Annotated in this window: 18 protein-coding genes; 9 read left to right on the top strand and 9 right to left on the bottom strand. The window is 74.3% G+C overall.

What is annotated here, in order from left to right; all coding sequences use genetic code 11:
• The first annotated feature begins 143 nt into the window (after positions 1 to 143).
• Both ACIOGZ_RS09755 and ACIOGZ_RS09750 read left to right on the top strand, forming a co-directional pair.
• Positions 144 to 1,973, top strand: a complete 1,830-nt coding sequence (locus tag ACIOGZ_RS09755; RefSeq protein WP_400327283.1) for a phosphatidylglycerol lysyltransferase domain-containing protein — start codon at positions 144 to 146, stop codon at positions 1,971 to 1,973.
• Between the two features lie 172 nt (positions 1,974 to 2,145).
• Positions 2,146 to 2,943: a hypothetical protein gene (locus ACIOGZ_RS09750; RefSeq protein ID WP_363587992.1), complete on the top strand. Its 798-nt coding sequence runs from the start codon at positions 2,146 to 2,148 to the stop codon at positions 2,941 to 2,943.
• 37 nt (positions 2,944 to 2,980) lie between these two features.
• On the opposite strand, the gene ACIOGZ_RS09745 is transcribed toward ACIOGZ_RS09750, so the two are convergent.
• Complete coding sequence (locus ACIOGZ_RS09745) at positions 2,981 to 5,803, bottom strand: SpoIIE family protein phosphatase (protein WP_400985506.1); 2,823 nt, start codon at positions 5,801 to 5,803, stop codon at positions 2,981 to 2,983.
• Between the two features lie 356 nt (positions 5,804 to 6,159).
• On the opposite strand from ACIOGZ_RS09745, the gene ACIOGZ_RS09740 reads away from it, so the two are divergent.
• The 4 genes from ACIOGZ_RS09740 to ACIOGZ_RS09725 all read left to right on the top strand — a co-directional run bounded on the left by ACIOGZ_RS09740 (position 6,160) and on the right by ACIOGZ_RS09725 (position 11,594).
• Positions 6,160 to 7,350: a rhodanese-like domain-containing protein gene (locus ACIOGZ_RS09740; protein ID WP_363587996.1), complete on the top strand. Its 1,191-nt coding sequence runs from the start codon at positions 6,160 to 6,162 to the stop codon at positions 7,348 to 7,350.
• Between the two features lie 131 nt (positions 7,351 to 7,481).
• Entirely contained in the window at positions 7,482 to 8,141 is a 660-nt protein-coding gene (locus ACIOGZ_RS09735; RefSeq protein WP_400985504.1) for a DUF5819 family protein, read from the top strand.
• Positions 8,138 to 9,463, top strand: coding sequence for an HTTM domain-containing protein (locus tag ACIOGZ_RS09730; protein ID WP_400985502.1), 1,326 nt, complete (start codon positions 8,138 to 8,140; stop codon positions 9,461 to 9,463). The genes ACIOGZ_RS09735 and ACIOGZ_RS09730 overlap by 4 nt, the downstream gene beginning before the upstream one ends.
• A 10-nt stretch (positions 9,464 to 9,473) precedes the next feature.
• Positions 9,474 to 11,594 carry an FUSC family protein gene (locus tag ACIOGZ_RS09725; protein ID WP_363588000.1) on the top strand — a complete coding sequence of 707 codons (2,121 nt, stop codon included), beginning with the start codon at positions 9,474 to 9,476 and terminating at the stop codon, positions 11,592 to 11,594.
• Between the two features lie 66 nt (positions 11,595 to 11,660).
• Here the strand turns inward: ACIOGZ_RS09725 and ACIOGZ_RS09720 are convergent, their stop codons facing one another.
• Complete coding sequence (locus ACIOGZ_RS09720; RefSeq protein WP_400985500.1) at positions 11,661 to 12,329, bottom strand: hypothetical protein; 669 nt, start codon at positions 12,327 to 12,329, stop codon at positions 11,661 to 11,663.
• 99 nt (positions 12,330 to 12,428) lie between these two features.
• On the opposite strand from ACIOGZ_RS09720, the gene ACIOGZ_RS09715 reads away from it, so the two are divergent.
• Both ACIOGZ_RS09715 and ACIOGZ_RS09710 read left to right on the top strand, forming a co-directional pair.
• Complete coding sequence (locus ACIOGZ_RS09715) at positions 12,429 to 13,151, top strand: TetR/AcrR family transcriptional regulator (RefSeq protein ID WP_400804340.1); 723 nt, start codon at positions 12,429 to 12,431, stop codon at positions 13,149 to 13,151.
• A 23-nt stretch (positions 13,152 to 13,174) separates the two neighbouring features.
• The gene (locus ACIOGZ_RS09710) at positions 13,175 to 13,930 is read left to right on the top strand and encodes an RNA methyltransferase (protein ID WP_363588022.1); all 756 of its coding nucleotides are present in this window, start codon (positions 13,175 to 13,177) and stop codon (positions 13,928 to 13,930) included.
• 43 nt (positions 13,931 to 13,973) lie between these two features.
• Here ACIOGZ_RS09710 and ACIOGZ_RS09705 read toward each other — a convergent pair whose 3' ends face one another.
• From ACIOGZ_RS09705 to ACIOGZ_RS09680, 6 genes are all read right to left on the bottom strand, one after another.
• Positions 13,974 to 15,314 (bottom strand): peptidoglycan-binding protein, encoded by a 1,341-nt coding sequence (locus tag ACIOGZ_RS09705; protein WP_400985498.1) that lies wholly within the window; start codon positions 15,312 to 15,314, stop codon positions 13,974 to 13,976.
• 314 nt (positions 15,315 to 15,628) lie between these two features.
• Positions 15,629 to 16,642 carry an XRE family transcriptional regulator gene (locus ACIOGZ_RS09700; RefSeq protein ID WP_363588008.1) on the bottom strand — a complete coding sequence of 338 codons (1,014 nt, stop codon included), beginning with the start codon at positions 16,640 to 16,642 and terminating at the stop codon, positions 15,629 to 15,631.
• A 299-nt stretch (positions 16,643 to 16,941) separates the two neighbouring features.
• On the bottom strand, positions 16,942 to 19,092 hold the full coding sequence (locus ACIOGZ_RS09695; protein ID WP_400985496.1) for a protease pro-enzyme activation domain-containing protein: 2,151 nt from the start codon (positions 19,090 to 19,092) through the stop codon (positions 16,942 to 16,944).
• 406 nt (positions 19,093 to 19,498) lie between these two features.
• On the bottom strand, positions 19,499 to 20,986 hold the full coding sequence (locus ACIOGZ_RS09690) for an FAD-dependent monooxygenase (protein ID WP_400804346.1): 1,488 nt from the start codon (positions 20,984 to 20,986) through the stop codon (positions 19,499 to 19,501).
• A 156-nt stretch (positions 20,987 to 21,142) separates the two neighbouring features.
• Entirely contained in the window at positions 21,143 to 22,843 is a 1,701-nt protein-coding gene (gene paaN / locus ACIOGZ_RS09685; RefSeq protein ID WP_363626233.1) for a phenylacetic acid degradation protein PaaN, read from the bottom strand.
• A gap of 173 nt (positions 22,844 to 23,016) precedes the next feature.
• Positions 23,017 to 24,285, bottom strand: a complete 1,269-nt coding sequence (locus ACIOGZ_RS09680; protein ID WP_400985494.1) for a hypothetical protein — start codon at positions 24,283 to 24,285, stop codon at positions 23,017 to 23,019.
• A gap of 158 nt (positions 24,286 to 24,443) precedes the next feature.
• On the opposite strand from ACIOGZ_RS09680, the gene ACIOGZ_RS09675 reads away from it, so the two are divergent.
• Positions 24,444 to 25,028 carry a TetR/AcrR family transcriptional regulator gene (locus ACIOGZ_RS09675; protein WP_363581608.1) on the top strand — a complete coding sequence of 195 codons (585 nt, stop codon included), beginning with the start codon at positions 24,444 to 24,446 and terminating at the stop codon, positions 25,026 to 25,028.
• 49 nt (positions 25,029 to 25,077) lie between these two features.
• Here the strand turns inward: ACIOGZ_RS09675 and ACIOGZ_RS09670 are convergent, their stop codons facing one another.
• Complete coding sequence (locus tag ACIOGZ_RS09670; protein ID WP_363581606.1) at positions 25,078 to 25,524, bottom strand: Lrp/AsnC family transcriptional regulator; 447 nt, start codon at positions 25,522 to 25,524, stop codon at positions 25,078 to 25,080.
• Between the last annotated feature and the right edge of the window lie 57 nt (positions 25,525 to 25,581).

The following is a 25,581-nucleotide window of genomic DNA, read 5'->3' as shown; positions in this document are numbered from 1 at the left end:
GGCTGCCCTTTGTCGGCCTGCTCCATTCAGTGGGCGCCCGGTCGAGGTGAGGGCCGCCGGTCAGTCCGTCGGGCCCCCTGCGGGCACCCGTCGCCGGGCCGTGTGCGGATGCGCCCCACCATCTGATCGTTTGGAATTGAGCTGTGTCGTCCACTGTGAAGTCGGAGCCTTCCGCCACGTCCACCGGGCCCCGGCCCGTCGGCGTGCTCGACCGCTGGCGCCCGCGGGCCGCCGCCGTCTCCGTGTGGTACCTCCGGCTGCTGGCGCTGCTGAACGTGGCGACGGTGCTGCTGGTGCCGTGGGGGAACCAGGTCAACGAGCACAACGAGGGTGAGTACTTCACCCCGTACCTGATGACCTCGGGTCTGGCCAGCGCGGTGCTGGCGGTCTTCCTGGCCATCGCGATGCGGCGGCGCAAGCGGGCCGCCTGGATCTTCAACGCGGCCCTGGCCAGCATGTTCGCGGTGCTGTACCTGCTGGCCATGGTGATGCCCGGCGAGCGGTTCAAGGACCACCCGCTCAACTACATCTCCACCGTGCTGACCTGCCTGTTCGTCCTGGCGCTGGTCATCGGGCGGAAGGACTTCACGTCCAAGGGCGACCGCTCCAACCCGAAGACCGCGGCGGCCACCTTCGTCGGCGGGCTGCTGTTCGGCGGGGTCGTCGGCGCGCTGCTGGTCTGGGCGACCAACGGGCTCGGCGGCGCGGGCTTCTGGGACCTCTTCCGCTACTCCGTCGGCCGGATGATCACGATCAACCCCTCGGAGCACCTGCGCTCGGTGATCTCCTCGCCGACCTGGGTCAACGCGGCGATCAACGCGATGGGCGCGGTGCTCTTCCTGCTGGTGCTCTACGTGGCCTTCCGCAGCCCGCGCGGCAAGGAGCTGCTGAACCCCGAGGACGAGGCGAAGCTGCGCTCGCTGCTGGACAAGCAGGGCGAGCGGGACTCGCTCGGCTACTTCGCGCTGCGCCGGGACAAGGCGGTGATCTTCTCCCCCAGCGGCAAGGCGGCGGTGACCTACCGGGTGATCGGCGGGGTCTCGCTGGCCTCGGGCGACCCGATCGGCGACCCGGAGGCCTGGCCGGGCGCGATCGACTCCTGGCTGGCCGAGGCCCGCGAGCACGCCTGGGCGCCGGCCGTGATGGGCGCCTCCGAGGAGGCCGGCGTGATCTACGCCCGGCACGGGCTGGACGCGCTGGAGCTGGGCGACGAGGCGATCGTCGAGCTGGACGAGTTCTCGCTGGACGGCCGGGCGATGCGGGTGGTCCGCCAGGCGTACAACCGGGTCAAGCGGGCCGGGTACACGGTGCGGATCCGCCGGCACGAGGACATCCCCGAGTGCGAGATGGCCGAACTGGTGGCCAAGGCCGACCAGTGGCGCGACGGGGCGACCGAGCGCGGCTTCTCGATGGCGCTCGGCCGGCTCGGCGACCCGGGCGACGGCCGCTGCGTGATGCTGGAGTGCCACGACGGCGACGGCGAGCTCAAGGCGCTGCTGAGCTTCGTCCCGTGGGGCCCGGACGGGCTCTCGCTGGACCTGATGCGCCGGGCCCGGGACACCGAGAACGGCCTGATGGAGTTCATGGTCATCGAGCTGCTGCAGCGTGCCGAGGAGGTCGGGCTGAAGCGGGTGTCGCTGAACTTCGCGATGTTCCGCTCGGTCTTCGAGCGCGGTTCGCGGCTCGGGGCCGGCCCGGTGCTGCGGTTGTGGCGTTCCGTCCTGGGCTTCTTCTCGCGCTGGTGGCAGATCGAGTCGCTGTACCGCGCGAACGCCAAGTACCGGCCGATCTGGGAGCCCCGCTACCTGCTGTTCGAGAAGAGCAGCGAGATCCCGCGGATCGGCATCGCCAGCGCGCGGGCCGAGGGCTTCATCGTCGCGCCGAGCCTGCCCGCCCTGTTCCGCCGCCGGCACTCCGGGGCCGCCGTGGTGGCGCCCCGGCTCCCGGTCGCGGCGCGGGACGGGAAGGGGTAGCCCTCCGCCGGGGGGCGGAGGGGACCGGGCGGTCGGATAGGGGGTGACGTCAGGGATATCCCTCCCCCCAGAGGATGACCCTGATCCGCATCTATGCCGATGTGGATTTGTTAAGAGGCTTCTAATGTGGGAGTAGCTCAGAAAGTTCGGGGATTCGGGAGTAACGGTTGTGATGGACAGGACCCACGCGGGGGGCGTGCGGGAGGGGTCGCTGGCACTGGCCAGATCGGCCGCTGTCGCCGAGTGGGGGACGTTGTACGCGACGGTGCGGGACGCGGTGGTGCGCAAGAAGTTCGCCGCCGTTCCGATGGCCACGGCGGCGACGTTTCTGATCCTCCTGTTCAGCATCACCCAGCACCTGCCGGGCGGTGAGCACTTCGTCAACCGCATCGGGGTGGTGAAGGCGGCGTTGCCGCTGGACGTCTCGCTGCTGCGGACCCCGCTCTCGCTGTACGTGCCGGCGCTGGACCTGCCGGTCTGGGGCGCGCTGGCCCAGGTGTTCGTGGTCTTCGGCGTCGCCGAGATCGTGCTCGGCCGGCGGATGACCCTGGTGGTGGCCTACACCTGCACCCTGGCGGGCACGCTGTTCGCCCGGATCGGCGTGGCGCTCGGCCCGGGCCACCTGTTCGGCTTCCCGAAGTGGGTCGCCTACGTGCGGGACACCGGGCCGTCGGCCGCGGTGGTGGCGCTGGCGATCTGCATCGCGTTCCGCTGCCGGGCCTGGTTCACCGCCGGCCTGGTGGTGGTCATGATGGTCGGCGAGGCGGTCGTGCTGCCGAACCTCGCCGGGCTGGAGCACGTGGTCGCGGTGACCACCGCGCTGCTGCTCGCCGTCTCGGTCGAGGTGTTCGGGGACTTCTGGCCGCGGGTGCTGGCCGGGGTCGGGGCCGCCACCTCGGTGGCCGCGGCCGCGTCGCGGGAGGTCGCGGTGGAGGCCCGGCGGCGCCCGGCGGGCGCGCTCGTCCCCTGATCCACACACCGTCTGACGGCCGTCGGGCAGCCGGCCGTCAGGCGTGCGGCAGGGGGAGTTCGAACCAGACCACCTTGCCGACCGCCTTGCGGGCGGTGCCCCAGCGTTCGGCGAGCTTGGTCACCAGGGTGAGACCGCGGCCGGTCTCGCCCAACTGTTCGGCCGGTTCCAGCGACGGCAGGTTGTGGTTGTCGTCGCTGACCTCCACCAGCAGCTTGTCCACCCGGATCAGCTGGAGCTGGACGCGGTCCCGGGCCACCCGGACGGCGTTCGTGACCAGCTCGCTGACCAGCAGCTCGGTGATGTCGCTGAGCGCCTCCAGGTGCCAGCCGGCCAACTGCTCGCGGACCAGCGAGCGGGCCCGGCGCACCTCGCGGTGGTCCACCCTGAGGTCCCAGGTGGCCACCTCGGACGGGGCGACCCCGTCGAAGCGGGCCACCAGCAGGGCGACGTCGTCCTTCCGGTCGTCCGAGTGCAGCCGCTTGAGCACCACGTCGCAGGCCTGCTCGGGGCTCTGCAGTGGGTCGATCAGATTGCCGCAGAGCGCTGCCAGGCCCGCTCCTATGTCGCCGCCCCGGACCTCGACCAGGCCGTCGGTGCACAGCACCAGCATCGAGCCGTCCGAGACGTCGATGGTCTTGGCGACGAACGGCACCCCGCCGACCCCGATCGGCGCGCCGGCCGGGATCTCCAGCAGCTCGCCGGAGCCGTCCGGGTGCACCAGCACCGGCGGGACGTGGCCGGCGCTGGCCAGCTCGCAGGTCCGGTTGATCGGGTCGTAGACCGCGTACAGGCAGGTGGCGAGGTGGTCGTCGCCGAGCTTGTGGGCCAGGTTGTCCAGGTGCCGCAGCAGTTGGCCGGGCGGCAGGTCGAGCGCGGCGAGGGTCTGCATGGCCGTCCGGAAGCGCCCCATCGCGGCCGCCGAGTGCAGGCCGTGGCCCATCACGTCGCCGACCACCAGGGCGACCCGGCTGCCGGGCAGCTGGATCGCGTCGAACCAGTCGCCGCCGACCTCGGCCTTCGGGTCGCCCGGCAGGTAGCGGTGGGCGATCTGGACGCCGGGGATCTGCGGCGGGCGGGTCGGGATCATCGAGCGCTGGAGGGTGGTGGCCACCCTGGCCTCGGCGCGGTGCAGCCGGGCGTTGTCCAGGGAGAGCGCGGCGCGGACGGCCAGCTCCTTGAGCGTGGCGGCGTCGCTCTCGTCGAAGGGGGCGCGGTCCGGCAGCCGGAGCAGCTTGAGGATGCCCAGCACGGTGCCCCGGGCGGACAGCGGCACCACCAGCATCGAGCGGCCGGAGACCACCGGGGCCAGCCGGGCTCCGCCGAGCGCGATCGCGTAGTCGACCGCGACGTCCGCGCTGATCACCGGGACCAGGACCGGCTGGTTCAGCTGCAGGGCCATCCCCGGCGGGGTGCGGCGCGGCATGCTGACCAGCGAGCCCTCGGACAGCACGTGGTCCCAGGCGCCGCCGGTCTCGTTGTAGACCAGGGCGACCCGGCGGAGCATGGTGTCGTCGTCCGGGCGGGCGGCCGGCAGCTCGGATTCGGAGATCAGCCCGTCCACCAGGTCCACGCAGGCGAAGTCGGCGACCCGGGGGACCAGCACCTGGCAGAGCTCGTGCGCGGTGAAGCCGAGGTCCAGGGTGGTGCCGACCTTGCCGCCGACCTCGTTCAGCAGCGCCAGCTGCTCGCCGGCCTGCCCGTTGGTCAGGAACGGGCTCAGCCGCCCGGACTGGGCGCCCTCGGCGCCGGCGGGGGCGGAAGGGGCCCGGTTGGCGCGGCGGGGTGGACGGCCGTGGGCGGACGGTTCGGCGGCGGCCGGCTCGATGGCGGCTCCTCCTCCGGTCGGGGACGGGGCGGTCGGGGACGGGGCGGTCGGGGCCGGGGTGGTCGGTGGGACGCCCGCCGGGGCGCCGGCGGCGCCGGACGGCTGGGCGGCCGCGGACCGCTCGGCGGTCTCGCGCTGGGCCGGCAGCGGGCCGGTCGGCCGCCCCCGGACCGTCCGGGCCGGGGGCGCGGACTGCTCGGGCTGCGGCGGCGGGCCGACCCGGGCGGCGCGCTGCTGGGCGGTCGGGTAGCGGCGGCCGAGTCCGGCGGCGGCGTGCGCGGCGGCGGCCTGCGGGTCGGCGGGCAGGACCGGCAGCACGGTGGCCGGGTCCAGCCGCAGAGCGGGCAGACCGGCCTGGTCCAGCACGTCGAGCAGCAGCGCCCGGCGGTCGGCCGAACCGGCCGGCAGCAGCCCGGCCAGCCGGTCGGCCGACAGCAGACCGGCGCGCAGCCGGCCGGGCGGGGTCAGGGCCGCGCCCAGCCGGTGGAAGCCGCCCCGGGCGGGCGGGGCGGCGGCGAACGGCAGCAGCCGCTCGCCGAGTGCGAGCCGGGGGCCGGCGGTGCGCAGCGGCCGGGCGTCGGCGGCGAGGGCGAGCAGGCCGCCGAACGGGTCGGGCAGCGGCCAGGCCCACCAGAGCACGTCGCGCAGGTGCTCCTCGCGGTCGATGACGGCCAGCTGGCCGGCCCAGGGGCGCCCGTCGGCGGTCAGCGCGGCCAGGGTGTCCAGGGCGTCGCAGCGGCGGCGCACGACGGACCCGGCGGCCTGGCCGGGGGCGGCGAGCGGTTCCACGGCGGGCAGCAGTCCGCTGGCCGGCCGGTCGTGGGCGACTTCGGCGCGGTGCCCGAACAGTTCCTCGGCGGCCCGGCTCCACTGGGCGATCCGTCCGGTCCGGTCGACCAGGACGAGGGCGAGCCGGACCAGGGCGGCCACGCCGGTCGGGTGGTCACCCGGTACGGCCTCGGCGCCCGCCGGACGCGGTGTGGAGTTGGACTCGGCCACCATGGATTCGGTCTGCTCCCGCCTGGCCGCCACGCCTGGAGGCGGCCGTCTCTCCGGAGGAAGGCACGCTGTGCGGAAACCCGGGGCGTGTCTTGTGGATCGTGCCGGGCTTGAGGGCGTGTCTGAACGAGTCCGCCGGGCGCCCGACGCCGCGTGCTGATCTGACGCGAATCATCAGACACGCCCTAGCGAAGCACGGACCGGCCCGGGCGTGATAGCGAAACGGGGAGATTCCTCAGGATCGGTTGCGTGCCGTGCGGCGCGCGCCGGTTCGCACTCCCCGTTCACCCGGACCGGGCCTTCGCGCGCGAGGGTAGGGTGGCAGGCCGGGCCACCCCGCGGGGCGGCTCCGCATGGACGCAGCCGGCCGGACGAGACAGAGGCGAGAAGTGACCGCGCAGAGCCCCGTCCGCTGGACGGACCCGCAGCAGCAGGAGCTGGAGGAGCGGGTCGCCGCCGCCGAACTCGCCTGGCTCAGCATGGACGTCGACGTGCAGACGCTGCGGGTCGAGATCGACAACTTCGCGCTGATCCACCATCAGCTGCTGGGCCCGCTCTACGCCCGGCTGGACGAGCTGGAGGCGCTGGTCGCCGAGGCGGTCGCGGCCAGGACCGGGCACCCCGAGGACCTCCGCCGGGCCGCCGAGGCCCGCCGGCAGGTCGACGAACTGCCCGACCTCGACGCGCTGTTCGACTCCGTCCGGGAGCAGGAGGCGGCCCCGCCGCCGCCCGCCGCGCCGGCCCGGGTGCGCCCCGGGCGGGACGCCCAGCGGATCTACCGCGAGCTGGTCCGCCGGGCCCACCCCGACCTCAGCACCGACCCGGCCGAGCAGCAGCGCCGGGCCGCATTCCTGGCCCGGGTGAACGAGGCCTACGCGGTCGGCGACGCCGCCGCGCTGGAGGGCCTGTCCGCCGAGTGGTCCACCGCGCCCGAGGCCGCGCCCGGCACCGACTCCCCCGACCGGCTGGAGTGGCTGCGCCGCCGGCTGGAGTGGCTGACCGGCAAGATCACCGAGACCGCCACCGAGCAGGTCCGGCTGGAACAGACCCCGATGGGTCAGCTGCTCGCGCTGGCCCCGCAGGACCCGGACCGGCTGCTGGAGCAGCTCGCCGAGGAACTGCTCGCCAAGGCCGCCGCCCAGCAGGCCGAACTGGAGCGGCTGCTCGGCGCCCCGGCCGCGGCGGGCGACGGCCACCGGCAGCCGGTGGGCGACAATGGCACCGACCCGACCCAGCCCCAGGAGAGCCACACGATGTTCGCCCAGATCCCCTCCACCACCGCCGCCGCAGTGCCCGCCGACGCAGCCCTGCTGGACGTGCGCGAGCAGGACGAGTGGGACGCCGGCCACGTGGACGGCGCGCTGCACATCCCGCTCGGCGAGGTGATCGCCCGGATCGGCGAGCTGCCGGACGGGAAGCTGTACGTGCTCTGCCGGGTCGGCGGACGCTCCGCGCAGGTCGTCCAGTACCTGGTGCAGCAGGGCCGGGACGCGGTGAACGTGGACGGCGGCATGTACGCCTGGGAGGGCGCGGGCCGTCCGATGGTCAGCAGCACCGACCAGGACGCCTTCGTCCTGTAGGCCTGTAGGCCTGTAGGACGGTGGCCCGGTGGCCCCGTCCGGCACCGTCGTGTTCGCCCGGTAGGGCAGGATGGGCGCGCGACCGCGCCGGGACGGGACCCGGGCGGCGCGCCGACCGGGCCGGGGAGGCCATGACGGAGACGACGGACCGCCCGGCCGCCGGACGGGTCTGGTCGACGCCCGCGCAGCTCGTGCTCGGCCTGACCGCGGCGGTGCTGGTGGTCGGCACCGGGCTCTTCCTCGCGGCGGTGTTCCTGCACGTCGCGCCGGCCAACTCGCTGTCCCGGCAGTACCGGGACGAGGTCGACGGCCTGGTGTACCCGGAGTTCGAGCAGAACTGGCGGCTGTTCGCGCCGAATCCGCTGCAGCAGAACGTCAGCCTGGACGCCCGGGTGCGCACCGCCGCCGCCGACGGCACCACCCGCACCCGCGACTGGACCGGGCTGACCGCGCGGGACGTCGCCGCGATCCGGCACAACCCCGCCCCCAGCCACGTCGACCAGAACGTGCTGCGCCGGGCCTGGGACTTCTACGACGGCTCGCACAACCCGCAGGACGAGGCGCTGACCAACACCCGCGGCAGGCTCGCCGAGCAGTACCTCAAGCGGATCGCCCTGCAACGGATCGGCCGGGAGGTGGACGGCGAGCGGATCCTGGAGGTCGAGTTCCGGGCCACCGCGGTGACCGTCCCGCCGCCGTCCTGGAGCGGCGAGGCCGCGCCACCGGCGCCGAAGGTGCGGGAGCTGCCCTGGTGGCCGGTGGACGACGAGGACTACCGGGAGCTCGGGTGAGCGAGGTGTCGCCGGAGGTGTCGTCCGACGTGGCGTCCGAGCTCTCGCCGGAGGTGTCGCCCGAGCGCTCGCCGGCGGCCGAGCCACGGTGGTCGGAGGGCATCCCGCGCCAGGCCGGGCAACCGCCCGCCGCCGGCTCGGCCCCCGGGCCCCGGCCCGACCCGGCGCCGCGCGGGCCCGGCCCGGCCGACCTGGCCGCCCGGGCGATGGCGGCCTTCACCGGGCGTGCGCTGGGCCGCCACCAGGCCGCCGTGGTGCGGATCGGCTTCGGGCTGGTCTGGCTCGCTTACCTGCTGCGCGAGTGGCCCAACCGGCGGGTGCTGTACGGGGACCGGTCGCCCTGGTCGATGGACCTGGCCGAGCGGCTGCTGACCGACAACGGGGCGTTCACGGTGCTGCCGTGGTTCGGCGGGCGGCCCTGGTTCGAGCTGGTCTACCACCTGGCGGTGCTGGCCGCCGTCGCGGTGGTGCTGGGCTGGCGGACCAGGGCGAGCACGGTGCTGTTCCTGGTCACCGTGCTGTCGCTGCAGAACCGCAACGTCTTCCTCGGCGACGGCGGCGACAACGTCGTCCACCTGATGGCGGTCTACCTGGTCTTCACCCGCTGCGCCGAGGTGTGGTCGCTGGACGCCCGGCGGGCCCGGCCGGGGCGGGCCGGGGTGGTGCTCTGGGTGCTGCTCGGCGCCGTCCTGGCGGCCTGCCAGGTCGGCGGCTTCTCCGGCGAGAGCCTCACCTGGACGGTCCGGACCTTCCCGTACGCCGGCTGGGCGCCGCTGTTCTGGGGGCTCTGGGCGGTGGCCGGGCTCTGGTGGACGCTGGGGCGGCTGCGGCCGGACGGCGAACCGCGCGCGGTGCTCGACGCGCTGGCGAACATGGTGCACAACTGCGCGATGCTGGTGATCGCCGTCGAGGTGGTGCTGATCTACGCGACGGCCGGCTGGTACAAGGTGCAGGGCTCGCGCTGGCAGGACGGCACCGCGCTGTACTACCCGCTGCACCTGGACTACTTCACGCCCTGGCCGTGGCTGTCCGGGCTGGTCGGCTCGGCGCTGCTGCCGGTCTTCCTGATCTCGTACGGCACGGTGGTCGTGCAGGTCGCGTTCCCGTTCACGCTGCTCAACCGGCGGGTCAAGAACGTGCTGCTGGCGGTGCTGCTGGCCGAGCACCTGGGGATCGCACTGCTGCTCGGGCTGCCGGTGTTCTCGCTCGCGATGATCGCGGCGGACGCGGTGTTCCTGCCGACCGGCGCGCTGCTCTGGGTGGCGGCGCGGCTGCGGCGGATCCGGCGGTCACGAGCGCCGGTCACGGAGGGCGTGCCCTAGGCTGACCCGTATGTCCTGGTTCGCCGCCCTTCGCGACACCGCGCGGACCGGACTCACCCTCGACCGGGCGCTCACCGACCCCAAGCGGGCCCTGCGCGGGGCCGTCGCGGTGGCGTTGGTGCTCTTCCCCACCCTCGCGCTCGGCGGGGTCGCGCTCGCCACCTCGGCCGCGATGGGCGCCTTCATCGCCGGCACGGCCACCTTCCAGCGCAGCTTCCGGCCCCGGGCCAGTCTCGCCGTCGCGGCCGGGGCCGGGCTCGGGATCAGCACCTTCCTCGGCTACCTGGCGGCCGGGGTCCCCGGGTTGTTCCCGGTGCTGCTCGCGGTGTGGGCCTTCGGCGCCGGGCTCGCCTGGGCGATCGGGCCGACCGCCGGGGTGGTCGCGACCAACACCGTCTCGGTGATGCTGATCGTCGTCCAACTGCCGGTCAGCGCGACCGCCGCGCTCGGACACGGGCTGGTCGCCGCCCTCGGCGGGGTCGTCCAAGCCGTCGTCATCACCCTGTGGCCGATCGGGAGCTGGAGTGCCCAGCGGGACGCCCTCGCCGACACCTACGCGGAACTCGCCGACTACGCGCGCAGGTTGAGGCAGGATCCGACCGCGCACGTCGACCCGGCGCCGTTCATGACGGCCCGGCACGCCGCCGCCCTGACCCCCTGGCAGGACCGCCACCGGCCGGCCGAACTGCGCGGCCTGCGCGGCCTCGCCGAGCGCATCCGGCCCACCCTGGCCGCGCTCGCCGATCCCAAGGTGGGCGCCCCGGAGGAGGGGCCCGAACGCGACCGGGCCCGTGAGGTGCTGGCGGCCGCCGCCGAGGTCATGGACGCCCTGGCCCGGGCCGTCCGCACCGGCGACCCCGTCCGGCTGCCCCGCTCGGCGCCCACGCTCACCCTGGTCCCGCCGGACGAGGGGCCGCGGTTGCAGGGGGCGGCCCGGCGGTCGGCCCGCCGACTGGGCGGGCTGCTGCGCAAGGCCGCGGACACGCTGGAGCGGGGCGACGCGGACACCATCACCACGCCCGTGATCGGCGCGGGCGGGGCGCTGCACAAGCCGTCGATCCTCCGGATGCTGCCGGTCGCGCTGCGGACGGTGCGCCGGCAGCTGCGGCCGCGCTCGGCGATCTTCCAGCACGCCGTCCGGCTCGCCGGGGTGGTCACCGTCGCCTACCTGCTGGCCCGGCTGGTCGGGTTCCACCACGGCTACTGGGCGCCGATGACCGCCGCGATGGTGATGCGGCCGGACTTCGCCCAGACCTACAGCCGGGGTGTCGCCCGGCTGGCCGGGACGGTCGTCGGGGTCGCCGTCTCGACGCTGGTGGTGCAGCTCACCCACCCCGGGGAGTGGGTGCTGGCCGCGCTGGCCGTGCTGTGCATCGGCGGCTCGTACCTCGCGTTCCGGACCGGGTACGCGCTGACGACGGTCGGGATCTCGACGTACGTGGTGTTCCTGCTCGGGCTCCAGGCCGGGAACCCGCTCACGACGGCCTTCGAACGGGTCGGGCTCACCCTGCTCGGCGGGTCGGTGGCGCTGGTGACGTACGCGCTCTTCCCGACCTGGCAGACCGCCCGGCTCGGGGAGCGGCTGGCCGAGTGGCTCGCCGCCGCCGGGCGGTACGCGGCCGCGGTGGTCGCCTGCTACGAGGACCCGGCCGCGCCGCGCGGGCGGGCGGTGCGGACCGCGCTGCTGGACTCCCGGGAGGCCCGCTCGGAACTGCTCCAGGCCATGCAGCGCGCCGACGCCGAACCGGGCCGGCACGCCTCCGGGCTGCCCGGGGTGTCCCGGCGCCAGGTCGACCGGGCCCGGGCGGCCGTCGGGCACCTCGGACGGGTCGCCGTCCTGCTGGAGGCGCACCTGCCGGCCGCCGACGCCGACCCGGTGCCGGGTACGGCGGAGTACGCGGAGGAGCTGCGGCTGGCCACCGCGCTCGCGGGGGCGGCGCTGCTCACCGGGCAGCCGGTGGAGTTCGGCGCCGTGCGGGAGGCGCAGGCGCGGCTGGAGGAACGGCTGGCGCAGGCGCCGGCGGGGGTGCAGCGGGACGTGGTGCGGGCGGGGACGCGGCTGCTGGGGCAGGCGCTGAAGGACCTGGAGCGGGCGCTGAGGGGGCGGGAGGACGTGCGGGGGCCGCAGTAGGCGACGTTCGCCCCTCCTGGAAGGGCGAACGTCGGGCGAACGTCGGGGCCGAACGGCGCCGGGGCGTCAGGCGGCGCGGGCCGCTGCCTCCAGCCAGTTGGCGAACTCGCAGGCGAAGTGCCACTGGTGGCCGGCGCCGAGGAGGGCGGGGGCGGCCTCGGGGAACTGGACGGTGAGGCGGATCCGCAGGCCGTCCGGGGTGTCGGCGAACTCGTGCATCACCCGCAGCACCTCGGTGCCGTCGGCGAGGGTGCCGGTGCCGCCGATGCGGACCGGGAAGGCCTGGTGGCCGGGCCCGGCGATCGGGACGTCGTCGTGGAAGCGCAGGAAGAAGCGGGCCGGGCCGGTGCCGAGGGTCTCGATGATCTCGACCCGTTCGCCGGTGGAGTCGGCCAGGTAGTGCTCGGGGTTGGCGGCGAGCAGGGCGTCCCGGTCGGGGGCGTGCAGGCGGCCCTGCCACCAGGTGAGGAAGCGGTCGGCGTCGATGCCGGCGGCGGTGAGCTCGGTGACGGCGGTGCTCCACCGGCCGCCGGAGGCGTGGGCCCAGGCGGCCAGGGCGGTGTCGGCGGCGGTGGTGTCGGGGGTGAGCAGTTCGCGCGTCCGGTCGTCGCCGAGGCGCTGCTTGAGCAGGCGCAGGGCGGCGCGGGCGCGGTCGAGCTCCCAGGCGAGGACGGCCTCGCGCGGGTGGCTGGTGCCGTCGATGTCGGTGTGGACGGTGAGCGCGGTGGTGTTCACGGCGTCACTCCTCGGCTCCTCAACGATGCGGAGAGATTTTCTCCGCTTCACTGGACGCTAGCATAGGGGGAGAGAATTTCTCCGGTTAGGGAGTTGCCGATGAGGGCCGACGCGGAACGCAGCCGGCGCAGGATCCTGGACGCCGCCTGCGAGGTGTTCCTGGAACGGGGCCCGGACGCCCCGCTGGACGCCGTGGTCCGGCGGGCCGGCGTCGGCCCGGCCACCCTCTACCGGCGCTTCCCCGACCGGGAGGCCCTGGTCCGCGCCCTGGTCACCGACCTGCTGGCCCGGCTCGCCGAGGCCGCCGAACGGGCCCGCCGCGACGAGACCGACCCGTACCGGGCGCTGCGCCGCTTCGTGCACGCCGCCGCCGACCTGCGGATGGGCGCGGCGATCGTGGTGCTGCTGGAGCGGCTGGTGGTGGACGAGGACCTGGTCGCCGTCCGCCGCGAAGCCGTCACCGCCGTCGAGGCGCTGCTGCGCGCCGCCCAGGATGCCGGGCGGCTGCGGGCCGACGTGGGGATGGGCGACCTGGTGCTGCTCTGCGTCCGGGTGTCCCGCCCGCTGCCGGGCGCGCTGGCCGCGCTCGACGCGGACGGCTCGCTGGTCCACCGGCACCTCGACCTCGCGCTCGCGGGGCTCGCCGCCGATCCGGACGGCCCGACCGGCCGGCCGCTCGGCTTCGACGAGGTGATCGCCGCTGCGGGCCGCCCCGGCGAGCCCGGCCCGGGCGGGGCCGCCCCAGGCGGGGTGGCCCTGGATCAGACGGTCCTGGATCAGGTGGCCTCGGATCAGACGGCCTCGGACGAGGTGGCAGAGTGAACGCCATGAACGCCATGAACGCCATGGACGACGAGGTGTTGCGGGCGTGGCGGGCGGCGGAGCGGGAGCCGGGGGCCGTCCTGCTGGACGGGTTCCACCCGCTGAAGCACGCGCTGCGCTTCGGCGGGGACGTCCGGCGGGTGCTGACTGCCGACCGGGCGGCGCTGCTGGCCCTGGCCGGGGAACTGGCGCCGGACGTCGCGCCGGCGCTGGACGCGCTGGCGGTGGAGCTGCCCGAGGAACGGCTGCGGACGCTGGCACCCCGGCTGCACCCGACCGGGGTGGTCGCCCTGGCCGCGCGGCCGTCCGTCGGGGCGAACCTGGCGGCCCTGGCCCGCCGCCCGCGCCCGGCCCCGGTGGTGCTGCTGGAGAACCCGCGCAACCTGGGCAACGTCGGGGCGGTGATCCGGCTGGCGGCCGGCTTCGGCGCCACCGGCGTGGTGACCACCGGAGATCTGGACCCCTGGCACCCGACCGTGCTGCGCGGCAGCGCGGGCCTGCACTTCGCCACCGCGGTGGAGCGGCTGGCCCTGCCGGAGCTGCCCGCCGGGCCGCTGTACGTGCTGGACCCCGAGGGCGCGGACATCCGGACGCTGCCGTTCCCGGACGACGCGCTGCTCGCCTTCGGCACCGAGCGGCACGGCGTCTCGGCGGAGCTCAAGGCGCGGGCGGACCACCTGGTCTCGGTGCCGATGCAGCCGGGGGTGTCCAGCTTCAACCTGGCCACCAGCGTGGCGATGGGCCTCTTCCACTGGATGTCGTCGAAGCCTCAGGGGTGAGGCGTGGCGCCCGCCGGGGCGGGCACCACGCCGTCGGCGTGCGTCAGGCGAAGAGCCGGCGCCAGGTGTCCGGGCCGGGGTAGCCGTCGGCCTCGGCGCCGCGCCAGCCCTGGGCCTGCTGGAAGGCCTGGACGGCCCGCCGGTCGCTCTCGCTCCAGCGCGGGCCGGGGCCGACGCCGTACGAGCCGCCGAAGCCCTTGCGCACCAGCTGCTCGCCCAGCAGGCGGACCTGGTCGTTGTTCTGACCCGGTCCGAAGTACTGCCGGCCGGGGAAGGCGGGCGCCCCGGTGCCGGGCCGGACCGGCGGCGGTAGCGGGGTGGTGCCGGCGCCGATGGCGCGGCCCTTGCCGTTGACCAGGTAGTCCCAGGTGTCCTTGCCGGGGATGCCGTCGGCCTCGGCGCCGCGCCAGCCCTGGGCCTCCTGGAAGGCCTGGGTGGCCCGCCGGTCGGCCTCGCCCCAGCGCGGGTCGGGGCCCTCGGAGTAGAACCGGGCGCCGCCGCGCTGCACCAGCAGCCGGCCGAGCTCGGTGACGTACGCGTTGTTCGCGCCGGGGCCGAACTTGTCCGCGCCCGGGAAGGCGGTGGCCGGGGTGCCGTCGTTGCTGCCGCCGGACAGGCCGGTGTAGCGGTACGGGACGTAGGCGCCGGAGTTGTTCCAGTAGGCGTACGGGGTGTCGCGCTTCTTGGTGCCGGGGGAGGTCTGCTCGTAGGCGAGGTAGCGGGTGAGGGAGGAGTCCGTCCAGCCGCCGAAGATCGTCACGTGCGACCCGGACTGCGGGCTGGCCGGGTTGTTGTAGATCAGCACGTCGCCGGGCTGGAGGTCGGCCTTGCCGATCCGCTCGGCGAAGTTCGGCAGGGTCCAGGTGGTCTGGCTGCTGCCGAGGCCCCAGGCCATCGAGACGAAGCCGGAGCAGTCCTGGCGGTAGCCGTCCGACCAGTAGCTGCCCATGCCGTACGGCACCTGCTGGTCGACCCAGCCCTGGGCGCGCTGGATGATCTGCGCCCGGGTGGGCGGCTGGGCGGCGGCGCGCGGGGCGGCGAAGGCGCGGGCGCCGGGTGCTTGGCCGTAGAGGCCGCTGACCTCGCCCTGCGGGGTCTGCGGGGGCTGGGCGGTGCTGCTGCCGCCCGGGGTGGGGCCGGGGGTGGGGGCCGCGGTGGCGTGCCCGGCGGCGGCCGTCCCGCCGCCCACCGCGGTGCCGACGGCGGCCATCAGCACGGCGGCCCGGCGGCGGATGCTGCGGGCCGCGGCGTGCCCGCCCTCGTGCACCGGTGCGGCGTGCCGCCGGGCGCGGCGGCGGGCGCTGCAGCCCCCGCATATGCAGTCCTCGTCCGGTTCGACCTCGTCGAATTCCAGCAGCGGGGACAGGTGGTCGGTACGGGTCATGCTCCGCCTCTTTCCTGCGGTCTTCCTGGTCGACGCCTGACGGCGTGACAGGACTGGCCTTCCCGGGCCGGCCCCGCGTGTTATCGGGACCAAAGTCCCAAAGCGGGCGGAAGGTGGCACGGCGGGTTGCGCCGGACGGGTGACAACCGTTCGGCGGCCCGGGCGTGGCGGGGGCGAGGAGGAGGCGCTAGTGCCGGTGCGGGGCCTGGCGGATGGTCAGGTGTGGCGGGGGTGCGCGGGCCGGTTCGAGGACGGCGGGGGCGGTCGGACGCCGGGGCGGCCGGATGTCGGGGACGACTGGACGCCGGGGGCGGCTACTGCCACTCCCAGCGGATGCCGATGTGCCCGGGCTGCTGGTCCGGCGCGAGCACGTGGGCACTCGCGGAGGCGCCGACCCAGAGCTGCTCGCGGCGGTGGTCGACGTCCGCGCCCGGCTCGCGGTCGTAGCGCTCGCAGTGCGCCGGGACGGCCGCCGGGTCGAAGTGCACCTGGAGCACGTACTCGCGCACCGGGGTGGCGAAGCGGCGGCTGTACTCCAGCGTCGGGCCGCCCGGCGGGATCTCCACCTCGTACTCGAAGACCGTGCTGTCGCCGAGCGCCAGCGGGCGGTCCAGCATCAGCTCGCCGACGGTCAGGCCGGCCTCCGGGCGGCGCCGGACCCGGCCCAGCCGGCCGTGCCGCACCGAGGTGATCTCCGGGCAGCCCGTCGCCTCCTCGTCGGCCTTGTGCACGACCAGGCAGCGGCCCACGCCGCCGACGGTGGCGCGCACCACCTGGCGCATCCGCAGCAGGTTGCCGCGCCGCTCGGCGTCCACGTAGTACGAGTCGTGGATGCTCAGCCGCTCCAGTTCGCCCTGCGGCGGGGCGTCCAGCTCGGCGAAGATGTCCGCGATCTGCCGTTCGCCCGGCCAGACGTCCTCCAGGCCGAGGTGGCAGGTGTTCGCGACGGCGGCCCAGCGGCCGCGCGGGCGGGGCGGGCCGAGCAGCGAGGTGAGCGCGCTGTGCGGCAGTCCGAGCAGTTCCTCCAGCAGGTGGACGGCTCTCAGCGAGCTGGCCCGTTCGGGCTGGCTGCGTCCGCGCCGCCAGTAACTCAGCGTCGTGACGCTGACTCTGACGCCGCGCTGGGTGAGGGCGGCTCTGATCCGGTCCAGGCTGAGGCCGCTGGCCTCGATGGCCAGGTGCAGGGTGTCCGCGAAGCCGCCGGGGGCGGTGGCCCGCCCGGCGTGCGCGGGTGCCGGAGGCGGTGCGGGTACGGACGGGCCGGGGCGCTCCGGGCGCAGTCCGACCAGCCGGAGTCGCGCGGAGTCCTGAGGCTGCTGTGCGGCCATGCGGTGACCCTCCCCGCCAGGTGAGTTCGGAGGGGCCTGGCCGGCGCCGAGGCTCGCCGCCGACGGCTTCACCGAGCTTTGGGGAACCCTATGCACGGTCGAGAGGCTACGTCATCAGTCGTGCGTATGACAGGGGTCACGGCAGGTGAACCGAAGGGTTGGTGATCTTGAAACAGTTCGGAAACACACGCCCTCGCCGCGCGCCCGCGCCGCCCGTCGCGACGGGCGGACGCACACCGCCGGGGCGGGCCCTGTCGGCGCCGCCCCGGCGGGGGTCAGGTGGTGCTACCCGCTGGTGGTCAGTTGACGTTCAGCGCGATGTCGTCGATCACGAAGCTGGTCTGGTTGGAGCCGTCCTCGGTGCCGGTGAACTTGACGGTCACGTTCTTGCCGGCGAAGGAGGAGAGGTCCAGGGTGCGCTTCACGTAGCCGGCGGCGGCGTTGACGTTGGAGTACGTCGCCAGCGTGGTGCCGTTGGCCTGGACGGTCAGCTTGTCGTACGCGGTGGAGCCGGTCTCCGCGGTGTCGATGTGCAGCCAGAAGGTGAGGCTGGCGGACTTGCAGCCGGCCGGCACCGAGATGGTCTGCGACAGGGTGTCGGTGTGGGCGCTGCCGTAGCCGTCCAGCCAGGCCTTCCAGCTGCCCGAGTGGGCCGCCTGCGAGGAGCTGTTGTCGACCACGCCGCTGGAGGTGGTCCACGGGGCGGCGGTGCCGGTCTCGAAGCCGCCGTTGCCGATCAGCTGGGCCGCGGTGCAGCCGCCGGTGGGCGGGGTGGTGGAGCCGCCGCCGAGCAGGGCGGTGGTCAGGCCGTCGGCGATCGGGGTGCCCCAGCCGGTGACCTGGTCGTAGCCCGTCCCGGCCGGGAAGTCCTGGTTGGAGCCGCTGGTCACGTCGTGGAAGGCGCCGGAGTAGTTGCTGCTGTTCGCGACCGCGTACAGCTTCGGGTTCGCCTCGCCCAGGACCGGCTGGCCGGCCGCCTTGGCTTTCTGGTTGAACTGGGCCGCGTAGCCGGCCCACAGCGGCGCCGCCGCGCTGGTGCCGCCGTAGACCTGCCAGGAGCCGGCCGTGTAGATCGCGAAGCCGCTCGCCGGGTCGGCGTTGGAGGAGACGTCCGGGACGGTGCGCATGGTGCCGGTGCCGGTGCCGGTGCCGGTCTGCCAGGTCGGCTTGCCGAACACGGTGGAGACGCCGCCGCCGGCGCTGCTCCAGGCGCTCTCCGAGGAGTACGAGGTGCCGGACACCTGGAGGTTGGTGCCGCCGACGCCGGTCTGGTGCGGGCTGGACGCCGGGAAGTCGACCGCCTTGACCGACGAGCCGCTGGTGGAGCGGGTGCAGTCGCGGGAGCCGTCGTCACCGGAGGCGGAGAAGATCGAGATGCCCTGGGCGGCGGCCTGCTTGAAGGCGTTGTCCACGGCCGTCATCGAGGCGGCGGTGGTGTCCGGCTCGCAGGAGCCCCACGAGATCGAGATGACCGAGACCTGGTTGTCGGCCACGATCTTGTTGGCCATGTCGATCTCGCCCTGGTCGCTGTTGGGCGCCTCGTAGACCAGCTGGGTCGCCTTCGGCGCCGCGCCGCGGACGATCTCGCTGTCCAGCTCGACCTCGCCCTGGCCCCCGCCGGGGGCGGAGTCGTAGTTGGCGCCGTCCACCGAGACCGTGGAGACGGCCGGGCCGGACAGGCCGTACTGCGAGTCGTAGGTGGTCAGGTTGGAGGACGAGTAGCCGTCGAACTCCCAGAGGGCGACCGTCGTGCCGGTGCCGTCGGCGCCGGTCTTGTTCAGGTTGTAGGCGCCGTCGTACTGCGACGGGCCGAAGCCGCTCGGGGTCGAGGAGGCCGTGTGCGGGGTGACCGAGTTCGGCTTGGCCAGGCGGTTCTTGCGGACCGCGTGGTTGTCCAGGCCGCTCACGCCCTGGACCACGTCGGCCAGGTCGGCCGGGACGGAGGCGGCGGCGTCGTTGGCGAAGAAGGCGCGCTGTAGCTGCGGGTCGACGTAGGAGCTCTCGTGGGTGCCGAAGGCCTGCGAGATCTGCGCGTTGGTGCCGTGGGCGCTGACCACCTGGCGGTTGGCGCTCACCTCGGTGACGGTCAGGCCCTGGGCGGCCAGGTAGGTCTTGACCTGGTCGACGGCGGCCTGGGTCGGCCCGAACCGGGCGGTGAACTGCTCCGGCGTCAGGTACTTGCCGAACTCGGGGGTGCCGGGGGTGGCGACCGCGGCGAGGAAGCGGTCGAGGGCGGCGGTGTCACGCAGCTTCAGGCTGACGGCCACCGAGATCTGCTGCTCGGCCGGGACGTCGCCCTTCTTCTCCGAGTGGGCCACTGCCGGGTTGACGGTGTTCGGGAGCGCGACACGGGGAGCGGGGGCGGCCTGCGCGGTGGAGACACCGAGCGAGACGGCGGTCAGCGGCAGCACGGCTATCGCCGCGGCGAGGGCAAGGGAGCGGGGGCGCAACGGATCCTCCTCTGGCCGGCTGTGGGGGCCGGCAAGGGGCCAGAGCGTTCCGGAGTCGAAAACGCTGTCTAGAACATGACAGAACCAGTGCGCAAAGTGGCTCATGGTCAAGCAATTCGTTGCTAAAAAACAGTCAACTGTGGACACCCGGAATGCGGGGATTCCATACAGTGAATAGCCCGGATTCCGGAACCGGTCCCTACCGGTGGGGGGCGGAAGGGACGGACGTGGAACCGGGTGGAGCCGCGCGGGAAGCATGACCGGCGTGGGCCGTACGGCGACGCGCGGGAATCGGGCGCGGGTGGCGCGGAACTATGTGAACGGCACGGCCCGGCGGCTGCTCTGACGGCTTCCCCGACGGTGGACCGGAAGGGGCTGAGGGCGGGCCGGGAGGGTCCGGCGGGGGTCAGGGGGTGCCGAGCCAGGCGGTCAGGGCGGTGCGGAGCTCGCCCTGACCGGGGTCGACGGCGCCCCAGGCGGCATAGCCGTCCGGGCGGATCAGCAGGACGGTGTCGCGCAGCTTGCCGTGCGGGTCGGCCGGGGCGGCGGTGACCATGCGGTCCGCCCAGGGTTCGGCGGCGGCCAGTTCGTCGTTGCTGACCAGGACGAACTTCCCCTCGCGCAGCGCCTCGTAGAGCCGCTCGGGGGCGGCCGGGGCGCCCTCGACGGGCTTGCGCAGCGCCGTCAGCCGCAGGTCCGGGACGCGCTTGCCGACCTGCGGGTGGGCGTCCTTCGGGGCCGGGTAGGAGATGTCGATGCCGGAGACCATCCGGGCGCCGCGCTCGGTGACCGGGTCGAGGTGGCCGCCGAGCGTGGTGAGCGCCCCGCGCAGGGCGCGGGTGGGGGCGGACTCGGCGAGGGCGAGCCGGATCAGCGCGCCGGAGGTGCGCAGCACCGTCCGGCCGACCGGGTGCCGTTCGCCCTGGTAGGTGTCGAGCAGGGCGTCGGTGGCGTGGCCCTGGAGGGCGGCGGCGAGCTTCCAGGACAGGTTGGCGGCGTCCTGGAGACCGGTGTTCATGCCCTGGCCGCCGGCCGGGGAGTGACAGTGCGCGGCGTCGCCGGCCAGGAAGACCCGGCCGGAGCGGTAGTTGGGGGCCTGGCGCTCGTCGCTGTGGAAGGTGGAGCTCCAGCGGACGTCGTGCAGGCCGTAGTCCTCGCCGAGGGTGGTCCGGGCGATGGCGGCGAGGCGCTCCGGCGAGGGGGTGGTGCCGTCGGGCTGCCGCTCCTTGCGGTCCCAGGCGATCAGCCGGTACCAGCCGTCGCCGAAGGGGGCGAGGAAGGAGAAGCCGGTCTCGTTGGCGCCGACGGTGATGGTGTCGGCGGGCTCGCGCTCCAGCCGGACGTCGGCGAGCATCACGGAGTCGACCACGGACTCGCCGGGGAACGGGATGCCGAGCAGGTCGCGCACGGTGGAGCGGACGCCGTCGGTGCCGACCGCGTACCGGGCGGTGAAGGCGTTCCCGTCGCGGGTCTCCAGGGTGACGCCCTCGGCGTCCTGGCGCAGGGCGGTGACCTCGGCGCCGCGCAGGATGGTCGCGCCGGCCTGCTCGGCGCGGTCCTGGAGCAGCCGTTCGACGTGGTACTGCGGCGTGATCAGGACGAACGGGAAGCGGGTGGGCAGCGAGCTCAGGTCGATGCCGAAGCGGTCGAACATCCTCAGGCCGGTGACCGGGCGGCCGGTGGCGATGAGGTCGTCGGCGAGGCCGCGGGCGTCCAGGAGCTCCAGAGTGCGGGCGTGCACGGCGAAGGCCCGGGTCAGGTTGGACTCGGCGCCGCGCTTCTCCAGGACGGTGACGCCGACCCCGGCCGCGGCGAGGTCGCCGGCCAGTAGCAGTCCGGTCGGTCCGGCACCGACGATCAGGATGTCGGTGGCGGTCGTCGGCTTCGCGGTCATGTGTCAGCTCCCGGTGTTCGGAGGGCGGTTGGACGCCGTGTCCGGCGTTCTCCCAGACTCCATCATCCCGGGCCCGCGGGGAGCTGTGAACCGCCGGGCCCCGGCGGTGGGTGACCGCCGGGGCCCGGAGCGGATCGGACGGGGCCGGGACGGCGCTCAGCCGTGCCGGCGGACCTCCACGGTGCGGAACCGGTTGGCGACGAACGCGCCGTCGCAGTAGGCCGAGTTGGCGGCCGGGTTGGCGCCGGTGCCGTGCAGGTCGGAGAAGGCGGCGGTCTGGTTGGGGTAGACGCCGCCGGTCAGGTTGAGCGAGAGCGAGACGCCGGCGTCGAGCGCGGCCGCCACCAGCAGGCCCTCCACCTCGGGCGAGGTGGTGTAGCCGGAGGCCGTCATGGCGCCCTTGTCGCGGACCGTGGTGCGCAGCAGCTCGACGGCGGCGGGGGTGGACTCGACGGCGACGGCGAAGGAGACCGGGCCGAAGCACTCGGTGCGGAAGACCGCGCGGTCGTCCGGCTTGTCGGCGTCCAGCTTGACCAGCGCGGGGGTGCGGACGGTCGCGCCGGGGAAGTCCGGCGAGGTCACCGCGCGCGGGGCGAGGGCGAGCTCGCCGTACTCGCCGCCGGCCGCGGCGGCCGAGCGCTGCAGCACGCCCGGGTTGACCACGGCGCCGAGGATGGCGGCGGCGCGGGCGTCGTCGGAGAGCAGGCCGTCGATGGCGGCGGCGAGGTCGGCGACGACCTGGTCGTAGGACTTGTCGCCCTGGTCGGTGGCGATGCCGCCGCGCGGGATCAGCAGGTTCTGCGGGGTGGTGCACATCTGGCCGCTGTAGAGCGAGAGGGCGAAGGCCAGGTTGCCGAGCATGCCCTTGTAGTCGTCGGTGGAGTCGATGACGACCGCGTTGACGCCGGCCTTCTCGGTGTACACCTCGGCCTGCTTGGCGTGCTCCTCCAGCCAGTCGCCGAAGGCGGTGGAGCCGGTGTAGTCGATCAGCCGGATCTCGGGGCGGACGGCGAGGGTCTGGGCGACGGTGCCGCCCTCGTGCTCGACGGCCAGGCAGACCAGGTTGGGGTCGTAGCCGGCCTCGGCGAGCACCTCGCGGGCGGTCCGGACGGTCAGCGCGAGCGGCAGCACGGCGCGCGGGTGCGGCTTGACCAGCACCGGGTTGCCGGTGGCCAGCGAGGCGAACAGGCCGGGGTAGCCGTTCCAGGTGGGGAAGGTGTTGCAGCCGACCAGCAGCGCGAGGCCGCGCGGGACGACGGTGAACTCCTTGGTCATCACCAGCGGTTCGCGCTTGCCCTGGGGCTTGGTCCAGCCGGCCCGGCGGGGCAGCCGGGTCTGCTCGGCGTAGGCGTAGGTGACCGCCTCCAGGCCGCGGTCCTGGGCGTGCGGGCCGCCGGCCTGGAAGGCCATGCCGTAGGCCTGGCCGGTGGTGTGCATGACGGCCTGGCCGAACTCGTGGGAGCGGGCGTTGATCCGGTGCAGGATCTCCAGGCAGACGGCGGCGCGCTCCAGCGGGGTGGCGGCGGCCCAGCCGGGCCGGGCGGCGCTCAGCGCGGCGATCAGCGCGTCCGGCTCGGCGTGCGGGTAGCCGATGCCCAGCTCGATGCCGTACGGGGAGGCCTCGCCGCCGACCAGGTCGCCGTCGGCGGGGTGGCCGTCGAGGGTGAACGGCTGGCCGAGCAGGGCGTCGAAGGCGGCCTTGCCGTCCGCCGGGCCGCTCTCGCCGTACGCCTTCGGGAACTCGGGGTAGGGCGACCAGTAGTCGCGCTTGGCGGCGGCGTCGAGGGCGGCGTCCAGGGTGGCCTGGTGGCGCTCGACCAGCTCGCCGACGAGGGGGTGGGTGACCGCTGCGGACATCTGTGCGCTCCTCAGGAGGGAGGACGGGACACGTCACAGGGTAACCGAACGATCGGTCGGCTCAAGAGGGTGCAGGGGACGGAATCCGGGAAGACGCGCGGGGCGGTGGCCGGAAAGCGCGCGGGGACGCGTCCGTGGCGGACGCGCCCCCGCGGGCCGGTGCGGGGCAGGGCCTACGGCACGCCCAGCTCGAAGATGACGTACCCCGCGTACCAGCCGGAGGCGACCGCGCCGAAACCCAGCACCGCGGCCAGCACCGGCCAACTGAGCTTGCGCATCGCCACCGCGAGCGCGATCAGCAGCGGGAACGCCGGCAGCAGGTAGCGCGAGACGTTGCCGAAGATGCCGAGGCTCCCCAGCACCGAGACGATCGTGGCCAGCGTGTAGGCGGTCAGCACCAGCGGCGGGCGCAGCCGGATCAGCAGCACGATCAGCACCGGCAGGGTGAGCACGATCAGGGTGGCGAAGAGGTCCGGCACCGGGAACGCGAACGGGTAGTCGTTGCGGCCGAGCAGCACGCCGCGGATCGCGTGCCAGGTGCCCTGGCCCCAGTCGAAGTAGTGCAGCCAGGCGTCGTGCTGGAGCCGGAAGTAGCCGCCCCACTCGCCCATCCGCCAGCCCACCCAGGCCACGTAGCCGAGCAGGCCGACCGGGGCCAGCAGCATCGCGGTCAGCGGGCGCAGGACGCCGTTCTCGCGCCGGTACAGCTCCACCAGCGCGGCCAGGCCGACCGCGCCTATCAGCGCCGCGGCGGTCGGCCGGTTGAGCCCGGTGACCAGGGTGATCACCCCGGCGGCGACCCACTGCTTGGTCATCACGCAGTAGCAGGCCCAGGCGGCCAGTGCGACGAAGGTGGAGTCCGAGTAGACCGCCCACTCGGCGCCCGAGCCCGGGGCGATCGCCCAGATCCCGGCCGCGATCACGCCCGCCCTGGGGCCGGCCATCCGGTCCACCACGGCGTAGATCCCGGCGGCGGCGAACAGCGAGGCCACCACCGACACCAGCATCCCGGCGCCGTACAGGCCGAGGCCGGTGACGTCCGAGGTCATCCGCATCAGGCCCGGGTAGAGCGGGAAGAACGCGGCGGAGTTCTGCTCGACGGAGAAGCCGACCGGGCCGTTGGGGATCGTGACCAGCGCCGGGTGGTAGCCGAACTGGGCCACCTGCTGGTACCACCAGCCGTCCCAGGTGGCCAGCACGTCCCAGGGGTTGGCGCCGCCGCCGAACCGGGCCGGCTTCTTGAGGTAGTCCCCGGAGAAGGAGAGCAGCTTCATGAAGACGGTGAAGCCGATCAGTTTCAGCACCGCGTAGCACCACACCGCCGGCCCGAACCGGACCACCAGGGCGCGGGCGCCTTCCCGCCAGCCGCCGCCGGGCACGCCCTCCGGATCATCGCTGCGCTGCTCGGGCACGTCGGAGGCGACGGCCGGTATTGCGTTCATTCGGACTGGACCCCACCCTGCTGGACGTGGACGATCGTCCGCCGAGTCTAGGGCCTGCGCATCGGGGCCTGGTGTGGACCAGTGCGCTGCCGCGGACCCGACCGGACCCGACCGGACCCGACCGCGTACGGCGCGGGGCGGCCGGGGATACTCGGAGGATGGCCGATCACAGCACGCGTACCGCCTACACCGTGGAGTCACTGCTCGCGGTGACCGTCGACGTGTTCAACGAGCGCGGCTACGACGGCACCTCGATGGAGGACCTGTCCCGGGCGGCCGGGATCTCCAAGTCGTCCATCTACCACCACGTCCGGGGCAAGGAGGAGCTGCTGCGGCTGGCCGTCGGGCGGGCGCTGGACGGGCTGTTCGCGATCCTGGCCGAGCCGGCGGCGGTGCGGGGCCCGGCGGTGGAGCGGCTGGAGCACGTGGTGCGCCGCACCGCCGAGGTGCTGCTCGCGGAACTGCCGTACGTGACGCTGCTGCTGCGGGTGCGCGGGAACACGGTCACCGAGCAGTGGGCGCTGGAGCGGCGCCGGGAGTTCGACCACCAGGTCGCCGAGCTGCTGCGGGCGGCGGTCGCGGACGGTGCGCTGCGCGCGGACGTCGAGCCGCGGCTGGCCACCCGGCTGCTGTTCGGGATGATCAACTCGATCGTGGAGTGGTACCGGCCGGGCCTCAAGGGCACCGACGGCCTCGCGGACGCGGTCGTCCACCTGGCCTTCGACGGGCTGCGCGCGCGGTAGCCGCCGCCGGCCGGTGGCCGGGGCCTGCCGGTCGGTCCGGGGGACCTGGTCAGTCCGGGGGGACCTGGTCGGTCTCCTCGAAGATCAGCATGGTCCGGGTGCCGAGCACCTGGGGGATGGACTGGATGCTGCCCAGCACCAGCTCCCGCAGCGCGTGGTTGTCCGCGGTGTGCACCAGCAGCAGGACGTCGAAGTCTCCGCCGACCAGGGCGATGTGGGCGACCCCGGGGAGCTCCAGCAGCTGCTCCCGGACCGTGCGCCAGGAGTTCTGGACGATCTTCAGGGTGATGTACGCGGACGCGCCCTGACCTGCCCGTTCGTGGTCGACGCGGGCGGTGAAGCCGCGAATGATGCCGTCCTCGACCATCCTGGATATCCGGGCGTAGGCGTTCGCCCGGGACACGTGCACCCGCTCGGCCACCGAGCGGATCGAGGCGCGGCCGTCCTGCTGCAGCAGCCGCAGGATCGAACGGTCGACCCGGTCGAGTCTGGACATCTGTTCAGCCGACATGACCCCCCACCCTCGCCGATTGGACGCACTGCCACCAGTCGA

It is taken from the genome of Kitasatospora sp. NPDC088160 (genome assembly GCF_044741445.1).
In the GTDB taxonomy this organism is placed as follows: Bacteria; Actinomycetota; Actinomycetes; order Streptomycetales; family Streptomycetaceae; genus Kitasatospora.
This window is presented reverse-complemented; position numbering and strand designations above follow the sequence as displayed.